Annotated in this window: 24 protein-coding genes; 19 read left to right on the plus strand and 5 right to left on the minus strand. The window is 71.3% G+C overall.

From position 1 onward, the window contains the following. Positions 1-63 precede the first annotated feature (63 nt). From AB0N90_RS05910 to AB0N90_RS05930, 5 genes are all read left to right on the plus strand, one after another. Positions 64-1,071, plus strand: a complete 1,008-nt coding sequence (locus AB0N90_RS05910; RefSeq protein ID WP_361677371.1) for an ABC transporter permease — start codon at positions 64-66, stop codon at positions 1,069-1,071. Then, positions 1,068-2,153, plus strand: coding sequence for an ABC transporter ATP-binding protein (locus AB0N90_RS05915; protein ID WP_365193261.1), 1,086 nt, complete (start codon positions 1,068-1,070; stop codon positions 2,151-2,153). Before AB0N90_RS05910 ends, AB0N90_RS05915 begins: the two co-directional genes overlap by 4 nt. Then, a complete protein-coding gene (locus tag AB0N90_RS05920) occupies positions 2,150-3,607 on the plus strand; it encodes a dipeptide ABC transporter ATP-binding protein (RefSeq protein WP_365193263.1) in 1,458 nt (485 codons plus the stop codon). The genes AB0N90_RS05915 and AB0N90_RS05920 overlap by 4 nt, the downstream gene beginning before the upstream one ends. A 134-nt stretch (positions 3,608-3,741) precedes the next feature. Then, positions 3,742-5,133 carry a M1 family metallopeptidase gene (locus AB0N90_RS05925; RefSeq protein ID WP_365193264.1) on the plus strand — a complete coding sequence of 464 codons (1,392 nt, stop codon included), beginning with the start codon at positions 3,742-3,744 and terminating at the stop codon, positions 5,131-5,133. A 47-nt stretch (positions 5,134-5,180) separates the two neighbouring features. Further along, positions 5,181-5,840, plus strand: coding sequence for a trimeric intracellular cation channel family protein (locus AB0N90_RS05930; RefSeq protein WP_085566662.1), 660 nt, complete (start codon positions 5,181-5,183; stop codon positions 5,838-5,840). On the opposite strand, the gene AB0N90_RS05935 is transcribed toward AB0N90_RS05930, so the two are convergent. Continuing rightward, on the minus strand, positions 5,749-7,059 hold the full coding sequence (locus AB0N90_RS05935) for an alpha/beta hydrolase-fold protein (protein WP_365193265.1): 1,311 nt from the start codon (positions 7,057-7,059) through the stop codon (positions 5,749-5,751). The genes AB0N90_RS05930 and AB0N90_RS05935 overlap by 92 nt on opposite strands. Positions 7,060-7,218: 159 nt before the next feature. Here AB0N90_RS05935 and AB0N90_RS05940 point away from each other — a divergent pair, with 159 nt between their 5' ends. Next, positions 7,219-8,082: a thioesterase family protein gene (locus AB0N90_RS05940; RefSeq protein WP_365193267.1), complete on the plus strand. Its 864-nt coding sequence runs from the start codon at positions 7,219-7,221 to the stop codon at positions 8,080-8,082. A gap of 24 nt (positions 8,083-8,106) precedes the next feature. Here the strand turns inward: AB0N90_RS05940 and AB0N90_RS05945 are convergent, their stop codons facing one another. Next, positions 8,107-8,472, minus strand: a complete 366-nt coding sequence (locus AB0N90_RS05945; protein WP_365193269.1) for a nuclear transport factor 2 family protein — start codon at positions 8,470-8,472, stop codon at positions 8,107-8,109. A gap of 116 nt (positions 8,473-8,588) precedes the next feature. On the opposite strand from AB0N90_RS05945, the gene AB0N90_RS05950 reads away from it, so the two are divergent. From AB0N90_RS05950 to AB0N90_RS05970, 5 genes are all read left to right on the plus strand, one after another. Further along, positions 8,589-9,479 carry a LysR family transcriptional regulator gene (locus tag AB0N90_RS05950; RefSeq protein WP_365193271.1) on the plus strand — a complete coding sequence of 297 codons (891 nt, stop codon included), beginning with the start codon at positions 8,589-8,591 and terminating at the stop codon, positions 9,477-9,479. A 187-nt stretch (positions 9,480-9,666) separates the two neighbouring features. Then, a complete protein-coding gene (locus AB0N90_RS05955) occupies positions 9,667-10,176 on the plus strand; it encodes a toxin-antitoxin system HicB family antitoxin (protein ID WP_365193273.1) in 510 nt (169 codons plus the stop codon). 78 nt (positions 10,177-10,254) lie between these two features. Next, positions 10,255-11,094, plus strand: coding sequence for a DUF4097 family beta strand repeat-containing protein (locus AB0N90_RS05960; RefSeq protein WP_365193275.1), 840 nt, complete (start codon positions 10,255-10,257; stop codon positions 11,092-11,094). 114 nt (positions 11,095-11,208) lie between these two features. After that, positions 11,209-12,204: an ATP-binding cassette domain-containing protein gene (locus tag AB0N90_RS05965; RefSeq protein ID WP_365193608.1), complete on the plus strand. Its 996-nt coding sequence runs from the start codon at positions 11,209-11,211 to the stop codon at positions 12,202-12,204. Continuing rightward, the gene (locus tag AB0N90_RS05970) at positions 12,201-12,980 is read left to right on the plus strand and encodes an ABC transporter permease (protein WP_365193277.1); all 780 of its coding nucleotides are present in this window, start codon (positions 12,201-12,203) and stop codon (positions 12,978-12,980) included. The genes AB0N90_RS05965 and AB0N90_RS05970 overlap by 4 nt, the downstream gene beginning before the upstream one ends. A gap of 39 nt (positions 12,981-13,019) precedes the next feature. Here AB0N90_RS05970 and AB0N90_RS05975 read toward each other — a convergent pair whose 3' ends face one another. Next, positions 13,020-13,646, minus strand: coding sequence for a TetR family transcriptional regulator (locus AB0N90_RS05975; protein WP_361677343.1), 627 nt, complete (start codon positions 13,644-13,646; stop codon positions 13,020-13,022). Positions 13,647-13,790: 144 nt separating this feature from the next. Here AB0N90_RS05975 and AB0N90_RS05980 point away from each other — a divergent pair, with 144 nt between their 5' ends. The 4 genes from AB0N90_RS05980 to mnmA all read left to right on the plus strand — a co-directional run bounded on the left by AB0N90_RS05980 (position 13,791) and on the right by mnmA (position 16,966). Next, the gene (locus AB0N90_RS05980) at positions 13,791-13,958 is read left to right on the plus strand and encodes a hypothetical protein (protein WP_361677340.1); all 168 of its coding nucleotides are present in this window, start codon (positions 13,791-13,793) and stop codon (positions 13,956-13,958) included. Positions 13,959-13,987: 29 nt separating this feature from the next. Continuing rightward, the gene (locus tag AB0N90_RS05985) at positions 13,988-14,266 is read left to right on the plus strand and encodes a DUF4190 domain-containing protein (RefSeq protein WP_361677336.1); all 279 of its coding nucleotides are present in this window, start codon (positions 13,988-13,990) and stop codon (positions 14,264-14,266) included. A gap of 94 nt (positions 14,267-14,360) precedes the next feature. Beyond that, positions 14,361-15,530, plus strand: coding sequence for a cysteine desulfurase family protein (locus tag AB0N90_RS05990; protein ID WP_365193280.1), 1,170 nt, complete (start codon positions 14,361-14,363; stop codon positions 15,528-15,530). A 314-nt stretch (positions 15,531-15,844) separates the two neighbouring features. After that, positions 15,845-16,966: a tRNA 2-thiouridine(34) synthase MnmA gene (mnmA, locus tag AB0N90_RS05995; protein ID WP_361677330.1), complete on the plus strand. Its 1,122-nt coding sequence runs from the start codon at positions 15,845-15,847 to the stop codon at positions 16,964-16,966. Positions 16,967-16,991: 25 nt separating this feature from the next. Here the strand turns inward: mnmA and AB0N90_RS06000 are convergent, their stop codons facing one another. Both AB0N90_RS06000 and AB0N90_RS06005 read right to left on the minus strand, forming a co-directional pair. Then, positions 16,992-17,774: an alpha/beta fold hydrolase gene (locus AB0N90_RS06000; RefSeq protein ID WP_365193282.1), complete on the minus strand. Its 783-nt coding sequence runs from the start codon at positions 17,772-17,774 to the stop codon at positions 16,992-16,994. 37 nt (positions 17,775-17,811) lie between these two features. Next, entirely contained in the window at positions 17,812-18,135 is a 324-nt protein-coding gene (locus AB0N90_RS06005) for a DUF427 domain-containing protein (RefSeq protein WP_365193284.1), read from the minus strand. A 51-nt stretch (positions 18,136-18,186) separates the two neighbouring features. On the opposite strand from AB0N90_RS06005, the gene AB0N90_RS06010 reads away from it, so the two are divergent. The 4 genes from AB0N90_RS06010 to ligA all read left to right on the plus strand — a co-directional run bounded on the left by AB0N90_RS06010 (position 18,187) and on the right by ligA (position 22,759). Then, positions 18,187-18,726 (plus strand): TIGR00730 family Rossman fold protein, encoded by a 540-nt coding sequence (locus tag AB0N90_RS06010; protein WP_365193286.1) that lies wholly within the window; start codon positions 18,187-18,189, stop codon positions 18,724-18,726. 7 nt (positions 18,727-18,733) lie between these two features. Further along, on the plus strand, positions 18,734-19,432 hold the full coding sequence (locus AB0N90_RS06015; protein ID WP_365193287.1) for an SDR family oxidoreductase: 699 nt from the start codon (positions 18,734-18,736) through the stop codon (positions 19,430-19,432). Between the two features lie 105 nt (positions 19,433-19,537). Next, complete coding sequence (locus AB0N90_RS06020) at positions 19,538-20,545, plus strand: methionine synthase (RefSeq protein WP_365193289.1); 1,008 nt, start codon at positions 19,538-19,540, stop codon at positions 20,543-20,545. A 15-nt stretch (positions 20,546-20,560) separates the two neighbouring features. After that, entirely contained in the window at positions 20,561-22,759 is a 2,199-nt protein-coding gene (gene ligA, locus AB0N90_RS06025) for an NAD-dependent DNA ligase LigA (RefSeq protein WP_361677317.1), read from the plus strand. Positions 22,760-22,955 lie beyond the last annotated feature (196 nt).

Consider the following 22,955-nt stretch of genomic DNA (forward strand, 5'->3'; position numbering starts at 1 on the left):
AAGGCAGGTGAAGGCATTGGTGCCCGCGGGCCGCGAGGCCCGCGGGCACCAGCGCCGGTCCCCGTGATCTCGTACATCCTCCGCCGGACGGTCGCGGCAGTGATCCTGTTGCTGGTCGTCTCCGCGGTCACCTTCGCCATCTTCTTCCTGCTGCCGCGCATCGCCGGCCAGACAGCGGATCAGCTCGCGCAGCAGTACATCGGAAAGAGCCCGTCGAAGGCGGACATCGCCGCGGTCAAGCACAACCTCGGTCTGGACCAGCCCGTCTACGTCCAGTACTGGCACTTCATCAAGGGGATCGTGGCCGGCGCCGACTACAGCGTCGGTCCCAGCACGGTGCACTGTGGCGCGCCCTGCTTCGGCTACTCCTTCAAGACGCACGAAGCGGTCTGGCCGCAGCTCACCAGCCGCCTTCCCGTCACCCTCTCGCTGGCCGCCGGCGCGGCCGTGCTCTGGCTGGTCTCCGGCATCGTGGTCGGCGTCATCTCGGCGCTCAAGCCGCGCTCGCTGTTCGACCGCTCCTTCATGGGCGTCGCCCTGGCGGGTGTCTCGCTGCCCATGTTCTTCACGGGCAACCTGGCGCTGCTGCTCTTCACCTACACCTGGCCGATCTTCGGCCGCACCTACGTCCCGTTCACCGAGAACCCGGCGCAATGGGCCAACACCCTGTTCCCCGCGTGGTGTTCGCTGGCGCTGCTGTACTCCGCGATCTACGCCCGGCTCACCCGCTCGGGCATGCTGGAGACGATGAACGAGGACTTCATCCGCACGGCCCGCGCCAAGGGCCTCAGGGAACGCGTCGTCGTCCGCAGACATGGTCTGCGCGCCGCCCTCACCCCGATCATCACCGTCTTCGGCATGGACCTCGGTCTGCTGCTCGGCGGCGCGGTGATCACCGAGACCGTGTTCTCGCTGCACGGGGTCGGCGAGTACGCGGTGAAGGCCATCGGCGACAACGACCTGCCCCCCATCCTCGGCGTGACCCTGCTCGCCGCCATCTTCGTCGTCATCGCAAATCTCCTGGTGGACGTGCTCTACGCCGCCGCCGACCCGCGGGTGAGGCTCTCGTGACCGAACTCTCCAAGACCGAAACGGGCGAGGGAACCCCCGCCAAGGCACCCTCGGCCTTCCTGGAGGTCCGCGACCTCAAGGTGCACTTCCCGACCGACGACGGCATCGTCAAGTCCGTCGACGGGCTCTCCTTCTCGGTGGACAAGGGCAAGACCCTCGCCATCGTCGGCGAGTCCGGCTCGGGCAAGTCCGTCACCTCGCTCGCCGTCATGGGCCTGCACCGGCTCGGCGCGCGCGGCAAGAACGTGCGGATGTCCGGCGAGATCTGGCTGAACGGCAAGGAGCTGGTCGGCGCCTCCCCGGACGAGGTGCGCAGGCTCCGCGGCCGCGACATGGCGATGATCTTCCAGGACCCGCTGTCCGCGATGCACCCCTACTACAAGGTCGGCGACCAGATCGTCGAGGCGTACCGGGTGCACCACAAGGTCAGCAAGAAGGAAGCGCGCACCCGCGCCATCGAGATGCTCGACCGCGTCGGCATCCCCGAGCCGGCCAAGCGCGTCGACGGCTACCCGCACGAGTTCTCCGGCGGTATGCGCCAGCGCGCCATGATCGCCATGGCGCTGGTGAACAACCCCGAACTGCTCATCGCGGACGAGCCGACCACCGCCCTCGACGTGACCGTCCAGGCGCAGATCCTCGACCTGATCCGCGACCTCCAGAAGGAGTTCGGCTCCGCGGTCATCATGATCACGCACGACCTCGGCGTGGTCGCCGAGATAGCCGACGACGTCCTCGTGATGTACGGCGGCCGGTGCGTGGAGCGCGGCGCCGCCGCCGAGGTCTTCGAGAAGCCGCAACACCCCTACACCTGGGGCCTGCTCGGCTCGATGCCCCGCATCGACCGTGAGACCTCCGAACGGCTCATCCCGGTCAAGGGCCAGCCGCCGAGCCTCATCAACGTCCCCTCGGGCTGTGCCTTCCACCCGCGCTGCCCGTACGCGGACGTCCCCGCGGAGAACGTCAGCCGCACGGTGCGCCCCGAGCTGCAGCTGGTCGGCGCCGGACACTGGTCCGCCTGCCACCTGCCGGCCGAGGACCGCGAGCGGATCTGGACCGAAGAGATTGCGCCGAAGCTGTGAGTGAGACGAAGAAGACGGACACCGCCGCGAAGGCCGCGGTACCCGAGCAGGCGTCGGCTCCGGACGAGCGCGAGGTGCTGCTCAAGGTCGAGAACCTGACCAAGCACTTCCCGATCAAGAAGGGCCTCCTGCGCCGCCAGGTCGGCGCGGTGAAGGCCGTCGACGGCATCGACTTCGAGGTGCGCAAGGGCGAGACCCTGGGCGTCGTCGGCGAGTCGGGCTGCGGCAAGTCGACCATGGGCCGGGTCATCACCCGCCTCCAGGACCCGACCGGCGGCTCGATCTCCTTCGAGGGCCAGGACATCACCCGGCTGTCCACCGGCGAGATGCGTCCGCTGCGCCGCGACATCCAGATGATCTTCCAGGACCCGTACGGCTCCCTGAACCCCCGGCACACCATCGGCTCGATCGTCTCGGCGCCGTTCCGGCTGCAGGGCGTCGAGCCGGAGGGCGGGGTGAAGAAGGAGGTCCAGCGGCTGCTCGAACTGGTCGGCCTGAGCCCCGAGCACTACAACCGCTACCCGCACGAGTTCTCCGGCGGCCAGCGCCAGCGCATCGGCATCGCCCGCGCGCTCGCCCTGAAGCCGAAGCTGGTCGTGGCCGACGAGCCGGTGTCCGCGCTGGACGTGTCGATCCAGGCCCAGGTCGTCAACCTCATGGACGACCTCCAGCAGGAGCTGGGCCTGACCTACGTCATCATCGCGCACGACCTCTCCGTCGTCCGGCATGTCTCGGACCGGATCGCGGTGATGTACCTCGGCAAGATCGTCGAACTGGCCGACCGCAACGCCCTGTACGAGGCGCCGATGCACCCGTACACCAAGGCGCTGATGTCGGCGGTGCCGGTGCCGGACACCAAGCGCCGGGGCCAGAAGAGCGAGCGCATCCTGCTGCGCGGCGACGTACCCTCGCCGATCGCCCCGCCGTCGGGCTGCCGCTTCCACACCCGGTGCTGGAAGGCGACGGAGATCTGCCGGACCACCGAACCCCAGCTGGTCGAGCTGAAGTTGGGCCAGCGGGTCGCCTGCCACCACCCGGAGAACTTCGCCGACCAGGCCCCGCAGGACACGGTCCTGCTGTCGGCGGCGAAGGCGGCGTCGGAGCTGGTGCCGGACGCGGTGCTGGCCGGGGAGCCGGAGGCCGAGGCCAAGCCCGAGGCCAAGTCTGAAGCCAAGCCCGAGGTCAAGTCCGAGACTGCGAAGGAGACTTCGCCGGAGTCGGCTGCGGAGCCGGAGCCGGAGCCGAAGTCGGACTCGAAGCCGGAGGCCGCCGCGAAGTCCGAGGACGCGCCCGAGGCTGAGGCAGAGGCCGCGGCCGCCGCGGACCCGGAGCCCGCCGCCGAGGAGTCGGCGTCCGAGCCGGAGGCGGAAGCCGCTGCCGAGCCCGAGCCCGAGCCCGAGTCCGGCGCCGAGCCCGAAGCCGCTCCCAAGTCCCCGAAGCCGAAGGGCAAGTAGCCGAAGGGCAAGTAGCCGAAAAGGGCCCGCCGCCCGAGGCCGGTTCACGCAAGGGCATGTACATGCCTGAACGGGAGAGTGCAGAGTCGCCCGTGTCCGACACCTGATCGGTACACGCTCGAAAGGGACGACTCATGGCACTCTCCCGTTCGGCACGTGCGGGGGTCCTGGCCACCGCCGCGGCCTCCTTCCTGCTCATCGCCGCCGCCCCGGCCCCCACCCCCGGCGCCCCCGGCATCGGCGACCCCTACTTCCCCGAGCTGGGCAACGGCGGCTTCGACGCGCTGCACTACGACCTCGACCTGGCGTACGCCCCCGGCACCGGCCGCCTGGACGGCCGTACGACCCTCACCGCCCGCGCCACCCAGAACCTCTCCTCCTTCGATCTGGACCTCCAGCAGCTGGAGATCACCCGGATCGAGGTGAACGGACGGACCGCCCGGTTCAGCCGGGACGGCGCCGAGGTCACCGTCACCCCGCGCGGCTCGCTCGCCAGGAACCGGCGCTTCACCGTGCGCGTCACCTACGGCGGCGTGCCCCAGCCCCTGAGCGGGCCCATCGTCTTCGGTTCCGAGTACGGCTGGATGAAGACCTCCGACGGCGTCTTCGTCGCCTGCGAGCCCAACGCCGCCTCCACCTGGTTCCCGTCCAGCGACCACCCCTCCGACAAGGCCACCTACGACATCCGGATCAAGGCGCCGAAGGGCCTGACCGCCGTCTCCAACGGGCGGCTGGTGTCGACGCGCGACCGAGGCGGCTCGACGTACACCCACTGGCGGGAGTCCGAGCCGATGGCGACCTATCTCGCCACCGCCACCATCGGGAAGTTCGACGTCCGCACCGGCCGCACCCCCGGCGGCATCCCGATCTACGTCGCCGTCGACCCGGTGCTGAAGAACTCGAACAAGGTCGATGTGTACGCGGTCACCGCGGAGGCCACCGACTACTGGTCGAAGATCTTCGGGCCCTACCCGTTCGAGGAGACCGGCGCGATCGTGGACGACATGCCCGAGGCCGGGTTCTCGCTGGAGGTGCAGTCCAAGCCCGCGTACTCCGCCGTGCGCAACGAGACGACCATCGTGCACGAGCTGGCCCACCAGTGGTTCGGTGACTCGGTGAGCGTGGCCCAGTGGAAGGACATCTGGCTCAACGAGGGCTTCGCCACCTACGCCCAGTGGCTGTGGGCCGAGCACCGGGGGACCCGCACCGCCCATGACGCGTTCCTGGCCGACTACGACTCGTACCCGGCCGACTCGCACTTCTGGCAGACGAAGGTCGCCGACCCGCAGCGGGACACGATGTTCGCCGACGCCGTCTACGACCGCGGCGCCATGACCCTCCAGGTGCTGCGCGAGCGGATCGGCGACAAGGCGTTCTTCAGGCTGCTCCCCGCCTGGACCCGGCTGCACCGGCACGGCAACGCCGACACCGCGGACTTCATCCGCCTCGCCGAGCGGATCAGCGGACAGCAGCTCGGCGATCTGTTCGACACCTGGCTGTTCACCACAGGTAAACCCGCCCTGTAAACCTGGCTTTGTAAGGTTCAGCCCGCTCGACAGGTGAGAATGTCAGGGTGCAGCTCCAACAGTTCTTCAGCCCCTCCGTCCAGCACACGCTCGACGTGATCGGCATCTTCGTCTTCGCGATCTCCGGCGCGCTGCTGGCCGTCCGGAAGAACTTCGACGTGTTCGGCATCGCCGTGCTCGCCGAGGTCACCGCGCTGGGCGGGGGACTCTTCCGCGATGTGGTGATCGGGGCCCTGCCGCCGGCCGCGTTCACGGACCTCGGGTACTTCGTCACCCCGCTGCTCGCCACCCTCGTCGTCTTCTTCCTGCACCCGCACGTGGAGCGGATCCAGACGGCGGTGCTGGTCTTCGACGCGGCCGGCCTCGGGCTGTTCTGTGTCAGCGGTACGACGAAGGCGTACGGCTACGGCCTCGGCCTGACCGCGTCGGCGACGCTCGGCCTGGCCACCGCGGTCGGCGGCGGTGTGCTGCGCGACCTGGTGGCCAACGAGGTGCCCTCGCTGCTGCGCTGGGACCGCGATCTCTACGCGGTCCCGGCGATGGTCGGCGCGGGCATGGTGGTGCTGTGCATCCGCTACGACGCGCTGACCCCCCTCACCAGTGGGATCGCGGCCGTCACCGCTTTTGTGCTGCGTCTGCTCGCGATGCGGTACCACTGGCGAGCTCCGCGTGCGTGGAACCGCCGTTCGACGGTGACCGAGGAGTAGTACCGGTGCTCCCGGCCGCGGCCGTTCCGGCGGGGGCGCCGACGCCGGTACCGGGGGCGGGGGTGCCGGGCACGGAGTGGTCCCGGCCCTTGGCGTGGCTCTGGCCCATCTGGAGGGTGAGCCAGCGGAACACATCGGGCACCTGCGGCCGCCACAGCGCCATCGTGTGCCCGCCCGCGCTCTTCGGCAGGAAGACCACGTGCACGGTGGTCGGCGCCTTGGCGACGGACTCCAGTGCCATGCCCGCCTCGTAGCCGTCACCGGACTCGCCGGAGAGGTAGAGCGCGATGGGCGGCGGCACGGTGGCCTTCTTCAGCAGCAGATACGGGTTGTTCTCGGCGCGCAGGGTGGGGTTCTGCGCGGCCAGCGAGTTGCGCTCGCCGATCGGGTCGTTGTAGCCCGACATGCTCACCGCGGCCTTGTACCGGTCCGGGTGCGCCACGGCCAGCTTGACCGCGCACTGGGCGCCCGCCGAGTACCCGGCGATGGCCCAGCCCTGCGGGGCCGGCTGGGCACGGAAGTTGTCCATGACCATCTTGGGCACGTCGATGCTCAGCCAGGTGTCGGCGTTGACCTGCCCCGGGATGTTGGCGCAGCCGGTGTCCACACCGGCCAGCAGGTTGGTGCGCGGGGCGACCATGATGAAGGGGGCGACCTGGCCGCTCTTCATCAGCGGCAGCAGCTGCTCATGGGCCTTCATCGAGCCGAACCAGGCGCGCGCCGAGCCGGGGTAGCCGGGCAGCACCTCGACCACCGGGAACTTCTTGTGCCGGTACGCCGGGTCGTTGTACTGCGGCGGCAGCCAGACGTAGACCTCGGCGTCGACGCCGGAGACCCGGCCCTTGAGCTGGGTGACGCGGACGCCGCCGGCGGAGTGCATGCCGGGCCCCGTGGCCTGCGTGAAGGTCTGCTTGACCTTGGGCAGGTGCTTGACCGCTATGCCGCCGGTGCCGTCGCGGCCGAGGTCGGCGGCCTGCTCGACATGGCTGCCGGTGCCGAAGAGGTCGGCCCAGTTGTCGTACAGGTTGTTCTGGTTGTTCACCAGCACGAAGACCAGGGTGACGGCCGTGCCCTGGGCGAACAGCAGCATCAGTACGCGGGCGACGGTGCGCAGGTGCTTGGGGCCGCGCATCTTCGACCACAGCAGAAGCGGCAGTATGAGGGCGATCACGGCCAGCACGACGGTCGTGTAGAGGAACGGAGTCCCGGTGAGGCTCATGTCCCGATAGAGGGAAAACAAGGCCCCGGGGTTACGGACGTGTCCTGACACTTACCGAGAAATTGCCGAAACCTCACCTCCTGTGATCCTACCGTGACGGCGAGGGGTGGTGAAGCAGGAAAGCTACCGCTTAGTAATTGCCTGTTGTACCGTTCAGTCATGGCAGAAGCAGCTTCCGCGCCCTCCCCGTCGCGGGCCGTGACCGGCGACAGCGAGTTCGACCGCGACACCGCCGTCGTCCGCCGCGAGCCCGGGGTCTACGACATCGATCTCTCGGCCGGCTGGACCATCCTCGGCGCCGTCAACGGCGGCTATCTGCTGGCCGTGCTCGGCCGGGCCCTCGGGGACGCCCTGCCGCACCCGGACCCCTTCACCATCTCCGCGCACTATCTGACCGCGTCCCGGCCGGGCCGGGCCGTGATCCGCACCGAGACCGTCCGCACCGGCCGCACCCTCTCCACCGGCCAGGCCTCGCTCTTCCAGTACGACGACGAGGGCAACGAGGTCGAGCGGATCCGCGTCCTCGCCTCCTACGGCGACCTCGCCGGCCTCCCCGACGACGTCCGTACGACCGCGAAGCCGCCCGCGATCCCGCCCTACGAGCGGTGCTTCGGCCCGGCCGACGGCCCCGACCCGCTCAAGGGCGTCTCGGAAATCACCGACCGGCTGCTGCTCAAGCTGGACCCGGCCACCGTCGGCTGGGCGATCGGACAGCCCTCGGGCAAGGGCGAGATGCGCGCCTGGTTCGGCCTCGCGGACGGCCGTGACGCCGACCCGCTCTCGCTGCTGCTCGCCGTGGACGCGCTGCCGCCGACCGCCTTCGAGATGGGCCTCAAGGGCTGGGTCCCCACCGTCGAACTGACGGCCCACATCCGGCACCGCCCCGCCCCGGGCCCGCTGCGCGTCGCCATCACGACCCGCAACCTCGCCGGCGGCTTCCTGGAGGAGGACGCGGAGGTCTGGGACAGCGAGGACCGGCTGGTGGCCCAGTCCCGCCAGCTGGCGCGGGTCAGGCTGGCCTGACCCGGGCGCGCCCGGGGGCCGGGGTCAACGGGCGGGCGCCACGAACTCCGGCTGGTCCAGCAGCCGCAGCCAGCTGCCGTCGGGCTGGCGCCTGGCGACCTGGGCGCGGGCGCCGGTCCCGTCCTTCGGCGGGGTCGCGGTGAGCGCGATGTCGCCGCTGACCAGCGTGGGCAGCGGCGGCTCCGGCGCGAACCGGGGCCGGTTCGCCAGCACCTTCGCCCACAGCTCCCGGATCGCCTCCCGGCCCACGGTCCGCTCGCCCGGCGGGTACGCCAGCACCGCGTCCTCCTCGTAGAGCGCGGCGACCCCGGCCGCGTCCCCCGCGTTGGACCGCTCGACGAACAAGCGGGTGATGTCCTCCGGGCGCATGGCCTTCTCGTACTCGGGCACGGCTTCCTCCTCGGTCCGTGATGTCTGCCGACACCGTCTCTCGACGCCTCCCAGCCTGGTCGCGGGCCGATCAGAAGTCCAACAGATGGAACTTCTGGAAACTAGAATCCACAGTCATGGAACTGAGGCAGCTGGAGTACTTCGTCGCGGTCGCCGAGGAGCGGAACTTCACCCGGGCCGCCGAGCGGGTGCGCATCAGCCAGTCCGGCGTCAGCGCCCAGATCCGCCGGCTGGAGCGGGAGCTGGGGGCCGAGTTGTTCGACCGCTCGGCGCGCACGGTCACGCTCACGGTCGCGGGCAAGGCCGCGCTCGCCCATGCCCGCACCGCGCTCGCCGCGGCCGGGGCGGTCGGGCAGGCGGTGGGCGAGGTGAGCGATCTGATCCGGGGCCGGCTCACCGTCGGGATGGTCGTCGGCTGCACCGTGACCCCGCTGTTCGACGCCCTCGCCGCGTTCCACCGGGACCACCCCGGGGTGGAACTCTCGCTCCTGGAGGACAACTCCGACCGGCTCGTCGAGGGGGTGCGCGCGGGCACCGTCGACCTGGCGCTGGTCGGCGCCGCGGCCGCCGCCCCGGAGGGCCTGGAGACGCTGACCCTGATCAGCGAACGGCTCGTCGCCGCCGTACCGCCCGGTCATCCCCTGGCCGCGCGGCCCCGGGTCGCCCTGGCCGAGCTGGTCGCCCACCCGATCGTGTGCATGCCGCCCGGCACCGGACTGCGTACGGTGTTCGACCGGGCGTGCGCCGCGCGGGACCTCCACCCCGTGATCGCCCTCCAGGCCACCGCCGCCGATGCCATCGCCGACCTCGCCGCCCGCGATCTCGCGGTCGCCGTCCTCAGCGAGTCCATGGCCGCGCGCTACGGCGACCGGCTCACCGCCCGCCTGATCGAGGACGTCGAGACGCCCGCGCTGCTCGCGCTGATCTGGAAGGGCGGACAGGGCCCGGCGGTGCGCGAACTGCTCGCGTACGGCCGCCGGGCGTTCACCGGTCCGGCGCACGCTTAGCGTCATGTGGCGCCACATGGCATCAAGTGGCGCCACATGGCACCGCCCGGCGCCACTTTGGTGCACGAAGTTTGTGAAGCATGTTTCCGCAGGTCAGGGCTTTGGCGTCGATGATTCCCGCAGGCTTCTGTGTGTGTGACGCCATCCCCCCTTGCGTGTGGCGCCACTGTGGTGCCATGATGGCGTCATGGACCTGACCCCCTATGTCGACAACCTCCGTCGCGAACTCTCCGTCGCCGCCGAAGCGGGCGGGGAGGACGCCCGGGAGTTGGCCGAGCGGCTGACCGCTCCCTTGGAGTCGGCGGCCCGGTTGACGATGCTCAATGTGCTGTCCGCGGCGATGGACGAGATCACCCGGGACCTGGCGCCCGGCTCGGTCGATGTGCGGCTGCGGGGGCTGGATCCCGACTTCGTGGTGACGCTGCCGGAGACCGGCGGGCCCGTCGAGGCCGCCGCCGAGCCGGTCGCGCCGCCGCAGGCGCCCCTCGACACCGAAGAGGGCGGCACCGCCCGGGTCAATCTGCGGCTGCCGGCCCAGCTGAAGGCGCGGGCCGAGGAGGCCGCGAGCCGGGAGGGGCTGTCCGTCAACGCGTGGCTCGTGCGGGCCGTGTCGGCCGCGGTCGACGGCGGGGCCCGGCCGCGCCCGGCGGAGCAGACCCAGACGTTCGGACAGAGCTTCACGGGCTGGGTGCGCTAGCCGCCCCGCCCGACCGCTTCACTCAGACCACGTCCCACCAGCGGGGGCGCACCCAGGACTCATGAGGACGGCACAGCCATGCCTGCTTTCGACACCCCCGAACCCATTTCGGTCACCGCCCATGTGGGCGCCGGTTCCGTCCGGTTCATCGCGAGCGACCGCCCCGACACCGTCGTGGCGGTGCTGCCCGGCGGCAAGCGGGGCAGGGACGTACGGGCCGCCGAGCAGACCGAGGTCACGTACGCGAACGGCGAGCTGAGCGTCCGGACCAAGGAACGTGCCTTCATCGGACCCACCGGCACCGTCGAGGTGACGGTCGAACTGCCCACGGGCTCACGCGTCGACGTCAGCGGCTCCTGGGTCCAGGTGTTCGGCGAGGGCGGGCTCGGCGAGGCCCGGGTGAAGACCTCGGTCGGCGATGTCCGCCTCGATACGGCCGGACCGCTCAGGCTGACCGTCTCCCACGGCTCGATCAGCGTCGACCGGGTCGCGGGCGGTGCCGAGATCACCACCAGCTCCGGCAGTCTGCGCGTCGGCACCGTCCACGGCCCGGCCGTCCTGAAGAACTCGCACGGCAGCACGGTCGTCGGCGTGGTGACCGGCGAGCTGCGGGTGAACGGTGCCAACGGCGACATCGACATCGAGTGCGCCGAGGGCGATGTCGTCGCCACCACCGCCCACGGCACCCTGCGCGCCGCCGAAGTCGTGCGCGGCAGCGTGCAGTTGGAGACTTCTTACGGCGCCATCGAGATCGGGGTCCGCGAGGGCACCGCCGCCTGGCTCGACGTCAGCTCCGAGCGCGGGCATGTGCGCAACACGCTCACCGCCTCCGGCGCCCCCGAGCGGTCCGAGGAGACCGTCAAGGTCCGCGCCCGTACCCGCTACGGCAACATCGACGTGCGCCGCGCCCGGCGCTGAGCCGCCGCACCCGGCCCCGCGCACCGCACCTTCTTCCTTCTTCCTTCGTCCTTCGCACGCTCTTCTTCACTCCACCTCAGCCTTCGAACGGGGGGCGTCATGCCTTCTTCTGTCATGCCCACGCCAAGTAGGAGCGGCGGCGCGCGGCCACCCGCCGCCGTCTCCGCCTTCGATCTGCGCAAGTCGTACGGCGACAAGACCGTCCTCGACGGCATCGATCTGCGCATCCCGGCCGGGACCGTGTTCGCGCTGCTCGGGCCCAACGGGGCCGGCAAGACCACCACCGTGCAGATCCTGTCCACGCTCGTCGCCGCCGACGGCGGGCAGGCCCAGGTCGCCGGCCACGACATCGCCACCGCCCCGGACGGGGTGCGCGGCGCGATCGGGGTCACCGGGCAGTTCGCCGCGCTCGACGACCTGCTCACCGCCGAGGAGAATCTGCTTCTCATGGCCGACCTGCTCCGCCTCGGCAAGCGCGAAGGGCGCGCCCGTACAGGTGAGTTGCTCGAACGGTTCGGCATCGCGGACGTCGCCCGCAAGCGGGCCGCGACCTTCTCCGGCGGGATGCGGCGCCGGCTCGACCTCGCCATGACGCTGGTCGGCGAGCCCCAGGTGATCTTCCTGGACGAGCCGACGACCGGCCTCGACCCGCGCAGCCGCCGCACCATGTGGGACATGGTCCGCGAGCTGGTCGCGGGCGGTACGACGGTCTTCCTCACCACCCAGTACCTGGAGGAGGCCGACCAGTTGGCCGACCGGATCGCCGTGCTCGACGGCGGCCGGATCGTGGCCGAGGGCACCGCCGACGAGCTGAAGGCGCGCATCCCCGGCAGTCATGTACGGCTGCGGTTCACCGACCCGGCCGAGTACGAGCGCGCCGTCACGGCCTTCCCCGGTGCCGTCCGGGACGACGGCGAACTCGCCCTGCGGGTCGCGGGCGACGGCGGACTCGACGCGCTGCGGGCCCTGCTCGACCGGCTCGACGCCGCCGGCATCCGGGCCGCCGACTTCTCCGTGCACACCCCCGACCTCGACGACGTCTTCCTCGCCCTGACCGGCCAGGGCACCGCAGGCCCCGGCTCCCCGCTGCACCTCAAGGAGAACCGATGAGCACGTTCGCCCACGCCGTGCACGACTCGCGGACGATGCTGCGCCGCAATCTCAAGCACGCGATCCGCTATCCCTCCGTGGGGCTCGGCGCCGCCATGATGCCGATCCTGATGCTGCTGCTGTTCGTGTACGCCTTCGGGGGCTCGATCGGCGCGGGCATGGGCGGCCGGGACGCGTACATCGGCTATCTCACCCCCGGGATCATCGTCATGGGCGTGGCCGCCGGTTCGATGTCGACCTCGATCGCGGTCTGCAACGACATGACCGAGGGCATCATCAACCGCTTCCGCACCATGAACATCACGCGCTCGTCGTTCCTGACGGGTCATGTCATCGGCAGCGTCATCCAGACGATGCTCTGCTGCGTCCCGGTCGTGGGCGTCGCCCTCGCGGTCGGCTTCCGCTCCGGGGCGAGCCCGCTGCGGTGGCTCGCCGCGGCAGGTCTGCTCACGGCCGTCGCGTTCGCGGTGACCTGGCTGTCGGTGGCGCTCGGCCTGATCTCCAAGACGGTCGAGTCCGCGAGCAACAAGCCGCTGCTGATCCAGTTCCTGCCGTTCCTCGGCTCGGCGTTCGTGCCGGCCGGATCGATGTCGCCGGGGCTGCGCTGGTTCGCGGAGAACCAGCCGTTCACGCCGATGATCGAGACGCTGCGCGGACTGCTCTGCGGCACCGCGATCGGCGACAACGGATGGATCTCGCTGGCCTGGTGCGCCGGGATCGCGCTGACCGGCTACCTCTGGTCGCGCTCGCTGTTCAACAGCGACACCAAGCACTGACGGCTCGCACGAGCCGACCGGACGAAACCATACGGGGGTTCAGTCCAGCCAGTGGTCGCGGCCGATGGTGATGAGCCGCAGCTGCCGGGTGGCCAGCCGGGCCACCCGGTCCCGCTCGTCCGCGGGACCCTCCAGCGCCTCCAGGAACAGGGAGGCGCTGATCAGCATCTGGTCGACGTACAGCCGCGCGAGCATCAGCACGTCGTCGTCGCTCCAGCCCGCCGCCTCGGGGTCCTGGGCGAGGGCGGCCTTCACCTCCTCGGCGAACCGGGCCAGTTGACCGCCGATGGCCTCGCGCACCGGCTGCACCCCGCCGTGCCGCTCGCGGGCGATGAAGCGGACGTGCGAGGGGTGGGCGGCGACATAGTGGGCGATCAACTCCACGGCGCGGGTGATGCGTTCCTCGCTGTCGCCGGTCGTGGTCACCGTCTCGCGCACCATCGGGTGCAGGCTGCCGAGCGCCTCGTCGACCAGGGCGACGCCGAGGTCGGGGATCGAGCGGAAGTGCCGGTAGAAGGCGGTGGGCGCGACACCGACGGCCCGGGTGACCTCGCGCAGACCCAGGCTGCTCAGGCTCTGCTCCTCCAGCAGCGCGAGCGCCGCGTCGAGGAACGCCTGCCGGGTCTTCTGCTTCTGGGCCTGCCGGGTGCCGAGGGTGTGACTCATGTCATCCAGTTAACAACTGTTCTCTGGAATTGAAAAGCCGTCGGACGCGCTAGACTCAAAGTCAGTGAACAAGTGTTACTACAACTGTTCACTGAAACTTTACAGAGCTGGAACGCGAGGCATCTCGGAGGGGGATCTGATCCCATGCTGTTCCTCGTCGCCGCACTCATGCTGCTCGGTGTGGTGCTGGGCACCGTCGCCCACGCACCGCTGACCGTCACCGGCGCACTGGCCGCCGTCATCGCCGTCTGGCTCGGCGTCTTCGCCGTCCGCGAGCGGATCGGCCGCCGCCGGCGCACCTCGGCCAACTGACCGCCACCGACCACCGGGAGTCGAGCACCATGCAACTCACCGCACCGGCCGCGGGCCGCACCCAGGCCCCCGCCCGCACCCGCGACGCCGACGGCATGGCCGTCGCGTCCTTCATCCTCGGCCTTCTCGGCCTCCTCGTCCTGAACCTCTTCCTCGGCCCGATCGCCATCGCCCTGGCCGCGGTCTCCCTGTGGCGCGGCACCGCCCGCCGCGGCCGCGCCTACCTGGGCCTGGCCCTGGGCGTCGCCGACCTCGCCGTCCTGCTGATCGCCATCCAGGTCTCCAACACGGTGTCCTGGAGCCTGTGACCGGCCGGCGGCCCGTACGGCGACGGGGAAGGCGGGCGCGGCCGACGGAGGGCGCGCCGCCGGAGAGAAGGCGGCGCCGTAGAATCTCCCCACCATGGCTTACCTCGACCACGCCGCGACCACCCCGATGCTCCCGGAGGCGGCAGAGGCTCTGACCGCGCAGCTGAGCATCACGGGCAACGCCTCCTCCCTGCACGCCTCCGGCCGCCGGGCCCGCCGTACGGTCGAGGAATCCCGCGAGGCGCTCGCGGACGCGCTCGGCGCACGACCCAGCGAGGTCGTGTTCACCTCCGGCGGCACCGAGGCCGACAACCTCGCCGTGAAGGGCCTGTACTGGTCCCGCCGTGCCGCCGATCCCGCCCGTACCCGGGTGCTGTGCAGCCCCGTCGAGCACCACGCCGTCCTGGACGCCGTGCACTGGCTCGGCGAGCACGAGGGCGCAACCGTCGAGTACCTCCCCGTCGACGCCCACGGCCGCGTCCACCCGGACGCCCTGCGCGAGGCCATCGCCCGCGCTCCCGAGGACGTCGCGCTGGCCACCGTGATGTGGGCCAACAACGAGATCGGCACGATCATGCCGATCCGCGAACTCGCCGACGTGGCAGCCGAGTTCGGCGTACCGCTGCACGCGGACGCCGTCCAGGCCTTCGGCCAGGTCCCCGTCGGCTTCGGCGCCAGTGGTCTCGCCGCGATGACCGTCTCGGGGCACAAGATCGGCGGCCCGTACGGCATCGGCGCCCTGCTGCTGGGCCGCGAGTACACCCCCGTGCCCGTCCTGCACGGCGGCGGCCAGGAACGCCATGTGCGCTCCGGCACCCTCGATGTCCCCGCCATCGCCTCGTTCGCCGTCGCCGGGCGCCTCGCGACGGAGCGGCGCGAGGCGTTCGAGCGTGAAGTGGGCGCCCTGCGCGACCGGTTGGCCGACGCCGTGCTGGCCGCCGTACCGGACGCGATCCTCGGCGGCGACCCCGCCCCCGGCGGCCGGCTGCCCGCCAACGCGCACTTCACCTTCCCCGGCTGCGAGGGCGACTCCCTGCTGCTCCTGCTGGACGCCCAGGGCATCGAGTGCTCCACCGGCTCCGCCTGCACCGCGGGCGTCGCCCAGCCCAGCCATGTGCTGCTCGCCGCCGGTGTGGATCCCGACCTGGCCCGCGGCACCCTGCGCTTCTCCCTCGGCCACACCTCCACCCAGGCGGACGTGGACGAGGTCGCGGGGGCCATCGGACCCGCGGTGAAACGCGCCCGCGCGGCCGGCCTCACCTGAACCCGCGACCGGAAAAGGGCACATAAGCCGGAAAAGGGCACAGAAAACGACCTACGAGGCGGGTTCCCTTCGCCGGTATGGTCCGGATCAGGTGTCTGGAGGTCGCCTTCCGGTCCGTCCTGCGACCTTCCGGCCTCTCAGCCCGAGCGTCGACGTCGGCACCAGCGGATCCCTCGCGGTCTCACGCTGACGTCGGCTACTCCGCTTGGACTCCCTCACTCGTCTCGTAGGCCTGTAATCAGAGTAATCCCGCCCATACCAGACATAAAGAGCCCGGCCCATGATTTTTCCGCGGCCCGTACCCTGGAAGCGTTATGACTGAGACCCCGCAGCGCCCCCTCCGCGTCCTCGCCGCCATGTCCGGCGGGGTCGACTCCGCCGTCGCCGCCGCGCGCGCCGCGGAAGCCGGCCATGACGTCACCGGCGTCCATCTCGCGCTCTCCGCCAACCCCCAGTCCTTCCGCACCGGCGCGCGGGGCTGTTGCACCATCGAGGACTCGCGCGACGCCCGCCGCGCCGCCGACGTCATCGGTATCCCCTTCTACGTGTGGGACCTCGCCGACCGCTTCCGCGAGGACGTCGTCGAGGACTTCATCGCCGAGTACGAGGCCGGCCGCACCCCCAACCCGTGCCTGCGCTGCAACGAGAAGATCAAGTTCGCCGCGCTCCTCGACAAGGCGCTCGCCCTCGGCTTCGACGCCGTCTGCACCGGCCACTACGCCCAGGTGATCGTCCGCGCGGACGGCTCCCGCGAGCTGCACCGCGCCTCCGACATGGCCAAGGACCAGTCGTACGTGCTCGGCGTCCTGGACGAGAAGCAGCTCGCGCACGCGATGTTCCCGCTCGGGGACACGGTCACCACCAAGGAGGAGATCCGCGCCGAGGCCGAGCGCCGGGGCCTCGCGGTGGCCAAGAAGCCCGACTCGCACGACATCTGCTTCATCGCCGACGGCGACACCCAGGGCTTCCTCGCCCGGCGGCTCGGCAAGGCCGAGGGCGCCATCGTGGACGAGTCCGGCGCCCGTCTGGGCAGCCACGAGGGGGCGTACGGCTTCACGATCGGCCAGCGCAAGGGGCTGCGCATCGGCACCCCGGCCCCCGACGGCAAGCCGCGCTACGTCCTCGACATCTCCCCGGTGGACAACACCGTCACCGTCGGCCCGGCCGCCGCCCTGGACGTCACCGCCCTCACCGCGATCAAGCCCCGCTGGTGCGGCACCGCCCCCACCGACCCGGGCACCTACACCGCCCAGCTGCGCGCCCACGGCGGCGAGACCGAGGTACGGGCCGAGCCGGTAGACGGCGAACTGCACGTCACCTTCACCGAACCGGTCCGCGGCGTCGCCCCCGGCCAGGCGATCGTGCTGTACGACGGCACCCGTGTCGTCGGCTCGGCCACCATCGCCTCCACCACCCGGGCGACGACGGCGGCGTGACCGCCGTTTCACGGCGCCCTTCTGCCTAAGCGGCGAAGAACTCCGCCAGCACCGGCCCCAGCACCTCCGGCTCCACCATGTGGGTCTGCCCCTCCAGGACCCGGTACGCGCCGCCGGGCACCGCGTCCGCGATGTCCCGGCCCGCCCGCCGCATCCACTCGGGGCTCGCGCCGCCCACGACCGCCAGCAGCGGCACGGCGACGGCCGCGAGGCGGGCCCGGGGGAGCAGTCCGTCGCCCAGCACGGCGTCGTCGTGCGCGAGGCTCGGCGCGGCGGCCTCCAGGCCCGGCCACATGGGGGACTGGCGGGCCCGCTGGATCATCTCCTCGCCGAGCCCGGTGAGCCGCAGGAACAGCTCGACCGCGTCCCCGCGCCGGCCCTCCGCGAGCGCCTGTCCCAGGTCCCGCTTGTACGCGGCCTCCCGCTCGGCGCCGCCCGCCAGATGGTCCGCGTACGGCACCTCGTACACCGCCGTACGGGTGACCGGCAGCCCGCTCGCCGCCGCCTCCAGCGCCAGCGCGCCGCCGGAGGAGACGCCGAACAGCGCGGCGTCCCCGCCGACCGCCTCCAGCAGCGCGGCCAGGTCCTCGACCTCGCGGTCCACCGCGTACGGCGCCGTGTCGCCGCTTTTACCGCGGCCCCGGCGGTCGTAGACGACGGCCGTCACCCGGTCCGCGAGCCGCTCGGCCAGGGGGGCCAGGGTGCCGCCGGTGGACATCGCGCCGCTCACCAGGATCACCACGGGCCCCCGGCCGCTCACCGAGTAGGCGAGGGAGGTTCCGTCGCGTGAAGTCGTCTTCTTGTCCATGTCGGTGCAGACTGCCGCACGACGCCGGACTCGTCGCTCACGACACGTCGACGTCGTAGAAGCAGAGGTGGTCCTTGATCGGCGCGACGTCCGGCTTCGGCTCCGGGTACGCCCAGACCAGGTCCGGGGCGTCCGGCAGCGACCAGTAGGACGCCGTGCCCTTGAACGGGCAGACGGTGTGGGTCCCGGACGGGGTCAGCAGGTCGAGGCGTATGTCCTCGGCCGGGATGTAGTAGCGATCCGGGCAGCCCGTCTCGCGCAGTACGAGGGGGCGGTCGGTCTCCGCGAGCACCTGGTCGCCGTGCACCACGCGCACGTGCCGCTCGCCGGCTTCGATGGTGATGGTGTGTCCTTCGGCCATACCTGGACAGCGCCGACGGGCGCCCGGTTCTTCCCGCGTACGGTGGGGACCATGAACATCTGTGTCTTCCTCTCCGCCGCCGACCTCGACGAGCGGTACACCCGCCCCGCCCGTGAGTTCGCGAAGCTGATCGGCAAGGGCGGCCACACCCTGGTCTGGGGCGGCTCCAACGTCGGTCTGATGAAGGTCGTCGCCGACGGGGTGGAGGAGACGGGCGGCCGGCTGGTCGGCGTGTCCGTGGAGTTCCTGGCCAACAAGACGCGGCCCGCCGCCGACGAGATGGTGATCGCCCCCGACCTCGCCGAGCGCAAGAAGCTGCTCCTGGAGAAGGCCGACGCCGTGGTCGTCATGGTGGGCGGCACCGGCACGCTGGACGAGGCCACCGAGATCCTGGAGCTGAAGAAGCACGGCCGCACCCAGAAGCCGGTGGTGCTGCTGAACACGGCCGGGTTCTACGACGGGCTGCGCGAGCAGTTCCGCCGCATGGAGGAGGAGGGCTTCCTGCCCCGCCCCCTGGCCGACCTGGTCTTCTTCGCCGAGGAGCCGGTCGGCGCCCTCGCCTACCTGGAGGAGCAGCTGGGCACCCGCTGATGCGAGCATGGCGGGTATGGCTACACATGTGATCACCGGGGCCGGTTCCGGCATCGGCGCGGCCCTCGCCCGCCGGCTGCACGCGCGCGGGGACGAACTCGTACTGCACGCGCGCGACGCGGGCCGCGCGAAGGAACTGGCCGCACAGTTCCCCGGGGGGCGCACCCTGGTCGGCGACCTCGCCGAACCGGACCGGCTCTCCTGGGCGTTCTCCCACCAGACCCTGCCCGACCGGGTGGACTCCCTGCTGCACATCGCCGGGGTGGTGGACCTCGGCGAGGTCGGCGAGCTGACCCCCAGGTCCTGGCGCCACCAGCTCGACGTCAACCTCCTCGCCCCCGCCGAGCTGACCCGCCTCCTGCTGCCCCAGCTGCGCGCGTCCCGCGGCCACGTCCTCTTCGTCAACTCCGGGGCGGGCCTCGCCGCCCACGCCGGCTGGGCCGCCTACGCCGCCTCCAAGCACGGCCTCAAGGCCCTCGCCGACGCCCTGCGCCAGGAGGAGCACGCCTCCGGAGTCCGCGTCACCTCCGTCTACCCGGGCCGCACCGCGAGCCCGATGCAGGCCAAGGTGCACCAGCAGGAGGGCAAGGAGTACGACGCCGACCAGTGGATCGACCCCGAGTCGGTGGCCACGACGATCGTGATGGCCCTCGACCTGCCCCGGGACGCCGAGGTCAATGATCTGACGGTACGACCGGGCCGCTGAGCTGACGGGATGACCGGGCCGCTGACCCGACGGTCGGCCGGGCCGTCGGCCTGACCGCCCGACCGGGGCGCCGAGCGGTGCCCGCGGGTTCCGTAGGCTTCTCCGGTGAGCGAAAACAGCGTGTTCAGGTTCGCCGGAGCCACCGGAGTCGGGTCCATGCCGGGCGGCGACGCCCGGGAGGCCGTCAAGACCGTCACCGGGTCCTTCGAGGACTTCCCGTACCTGCCCGAACTGCCCGCCCGCGGCCCCGGTGCCGACATGATCGGCCGGACCGCCGGGATGCTGGTCGAGCTGTACGCGCGCGTGGAGCCCAGTGGCTGGCGGATCGGCGACCGGCCGGGGCGGGACACCCGGCGGGCGCGGGCCTGGCTGGGGGAGGACCTGGACGCGCTGGAGGAGTTCACCCAGGGGTACGAGGGCGACCTGAAGGTGCAGGCGGTCGGGCCCTGGACGCTCGCCGCCGCCCTGGAGCTGCGCGGCGGCGAGGCCGCCCTCTCCGACCCCGGCGCCTGCCGCGACCTCGCCGCCTCCCTCGCTGAGGGACTGCGGCTGCATCTCGCCGAGGTCCGGCGCCGGGTGCCCGGCGCCCGCGTCCTGCTCCAGCTCGACGAGCCCTCGCTCAGCGCCGTACTGCGCGGCCAGGTCCGCACCGCCAGCGGCTACCGCACCCACCGCGCCGTGGACCGCCAACTCGTCGAGCACACCCTGCGCGACGTCATCGGCGCCCACCCGGACGGACCCGTCGCCGTCCACTCCTGCGCTCCCGACGTCCCGTTCGCGCTGCTGCGCCGGGCCGGCGTCGACGCCGTCTCCTTCGACTTCGCGCTTCTCACCGAGCGTGACGACGATGTGATCGGTGAGGCCGTCGAGGCGGGTACCCGGCTGTTCGCCGGTGTCGTGCCGGGCACGGACGGTCCATTGTCAGACCCTGCCGGTAGCGTCATGGGTGTCAGGACGTTGTGGCGCAGGCTGGGCTTGCACCCGGGCCTGCTCGCCGAGGCGGTCACCCTCACCCCGGCGTGCGGTCTCGCGGGCGCTTCCCCCGCCTACGCGCGCCAGGCGCTCGCCCAGTGCGTCCGGGCGGCGAGATCCCTCGCGGACAACCCAGAGTAACGGGAGGACAACACGGTGGCCGGCGACAAGCAGGCGGAGACCACGGCGGTGCCCGCCGAGGCCCGCGACAGGCACGCGCAGCTGGCGGAGCAGATCGAGGAGCACCGCTTCCGGTACTACGTGAAGGACGCTCCCGTTGTCAGTGACGCGGAGTTCGACCAGCTCCTGAAGTCCCTGGAGGCGCTGGAGGAGCAGTACCCCGAACTGCGCACCCCCGACTCGCCCACCCAGAAGGTGGCGGGGTCGTACGCGACGGAGTTCACCGCGGTCGAGCACCGCCAGCGCATGCTCTCCCTCGACAACACCTTCAACGACGAGGAGCTGGCCGCCTGGGCCGACCGCATCGCCCGCGAACTCGGCGACCAGACCTACCACTTCCTGTGCGAGCTGAAGGTCGACGGCCTCGCCGTCAACCTCACGTACGAACACGGCCGCCTCACCCGCGCCGCGACCCGCGGCGACGGCCGCACCGGCGAGGACATCACGCCCAACGTCCGTACGATCGCGGACATCCCCGACCGGCTGCACGGAGACGTGGTCCCCGACCTGGTCGAGATCCGCGGCGAGGTCTACTTCCCGATGGAGAAGTTCCTCGAACTGAACGAGCGGCTGGTCGCGGCCGGCGACAAGCCTTTCGCCAACCCCCGCAACGCGGCGGCCGGTTCGCTGCGCCAGAAGGACCCCCGCGTCACCGCCACCCGCCCGCTGCACATGGTGGTGCACGGCATCGGCGCGCTGGAGGGCTTCAGCGGCATGACCCGGCTGTCCCAGGCGTACGACCTCCTCAAGACCTGGGGCCTGCCCACCTCCTCGCACAACCGGGTGGTCGACGACCTCGACGGCGTCCGCGGGTTCATCGCGCACTACGACGGCGAGAACCGCCACTCCGTGGAACACGAGATCGACGGCGCCGTCATCAAGCTGGACGAGATCCGCCTCCAGGGCCGCCTCGGCTCCACCGCGCGCGCCCCTCGCTGGGCCATCGCGTACAAGTACGCGCCGGAGGAGGTCAACACCAAGCTCATCGACATCAAGGTGGGCGTCGGGCGCACCGGCCGGGTCACGCCGTACGCCCAGGTCGAGCCGGTCACCGTCGCGGGCAGCGAGGTCGAGTTCGCCACCCTGCACAACCAGGAGGTGGTCAAGGCCAAGGGCGTGCTGATCGGCGACACCGTCGTGATCCGCAAGGCCGGCGATGTCATCCCGGAGATCCTCGGCCCGGTGGTCGACCTGCGCGACGGCGGCGAGCGGGAGTTCGTGATGCCCGGCGAGTGCCCCGAGTGCGGCACCCCGCTGCGGCCCATGAAGGAGGGCGACATCGACCTCCGCTGCCCCAACGGGCGTACGTGCCCGGCCCAGTTGCGCGAGCGCGTCTCCTATCTCGCGGGCCGTGAGTGCCTGGACATCGAGCACTTCGGCGGGGTGGCCGCGGCAGCCCTGACCCGCCCGCTGGAGCCGGCCGAACCCCCGCTGGTGGACGAGGGCGACCTGTTCGACCTGACGGTGGAGAAGCTGCTGCCCATCAAGGCGTACGTCCTCGACCCGGACAGCGGGCTGCCCAAGCGGGATCCAAAGACCGGTGAGGAGAAGGTCGTCACGGTCTTCGCCAACCAGAAGGGCGAGCCGAAGAAGAACACCCTCGCGCTGCTGGAGAACATCGAGGCGGCCAAGTCCCGTCCGCTGGCCCGTTTTCTGAACGGACTGTCCATCCGGCATGTCGGCCCGGTCGCCGCCCAGGCCCTCGCCCGCGAGTTCCGCTCGGTCGACCGCATCGAACAGGCCACGGAGGAGGAGCTGGCGGCCACCGACGGCGTCGGCCCCATCATCGCGGCCGCGGTCAAGGAGTGGTTCACCGAGGAGTGGCACCGCGAGATCGTCCGCAAGTGGAAGGCCGCGGGCGTCCCGTTGGAGGACCAGGTCAGCGGGGAGGCGGAGGGTCCGCGTCCGCTGGAGGGCCTCACCGTGGTGGTCACCGGCACGCTGGAGAACTTCACCCGGGACGGCGCCAAGGAGGCACTCCAGAGCCGGGGCGCCAAAGTGACCGGCTCGGTTTCGAAGAAGACCTCTTTCGTAGTCGTTGGTGACAATCCGGGATCGAAATACGACAAGGCCATGCAATTGAAGGTTCCGGTGCTCGATGAGGACGGATTCGGCGTCCTGTTGGAACAGGGCCCGGACGCCGCGACGGAGGCCGCGCTTCCGACCGAGGAGTAGCGGTTGAAGGCCACCCGTTCGGCGCATACCAGTTGCATACGGGTGGCCCCGGGCGCATTCGGGCAACCGCCGACGACCGGTGCCCGTGGAAGCCCCGCGCGGCCTAGTGTTGAGTTGTGCACCTGCCGATCCCGGCGACGGACGGGGGCATTTCCCTGCCCGCCGCGGGCGCGGCAAGGGTTTCTTCAGCGCGAAG

This window comes from Streptomyces sp. NPDC093018, from assembly GCF_040684035.1.
In the GTDB taxonomy this organism is placed as follows: Bacteria; Actinomycetota; Actinomycetes; order Streptomycetales; family Streptomycetaceae; genus Streptomyces; species Streptomyces murinus.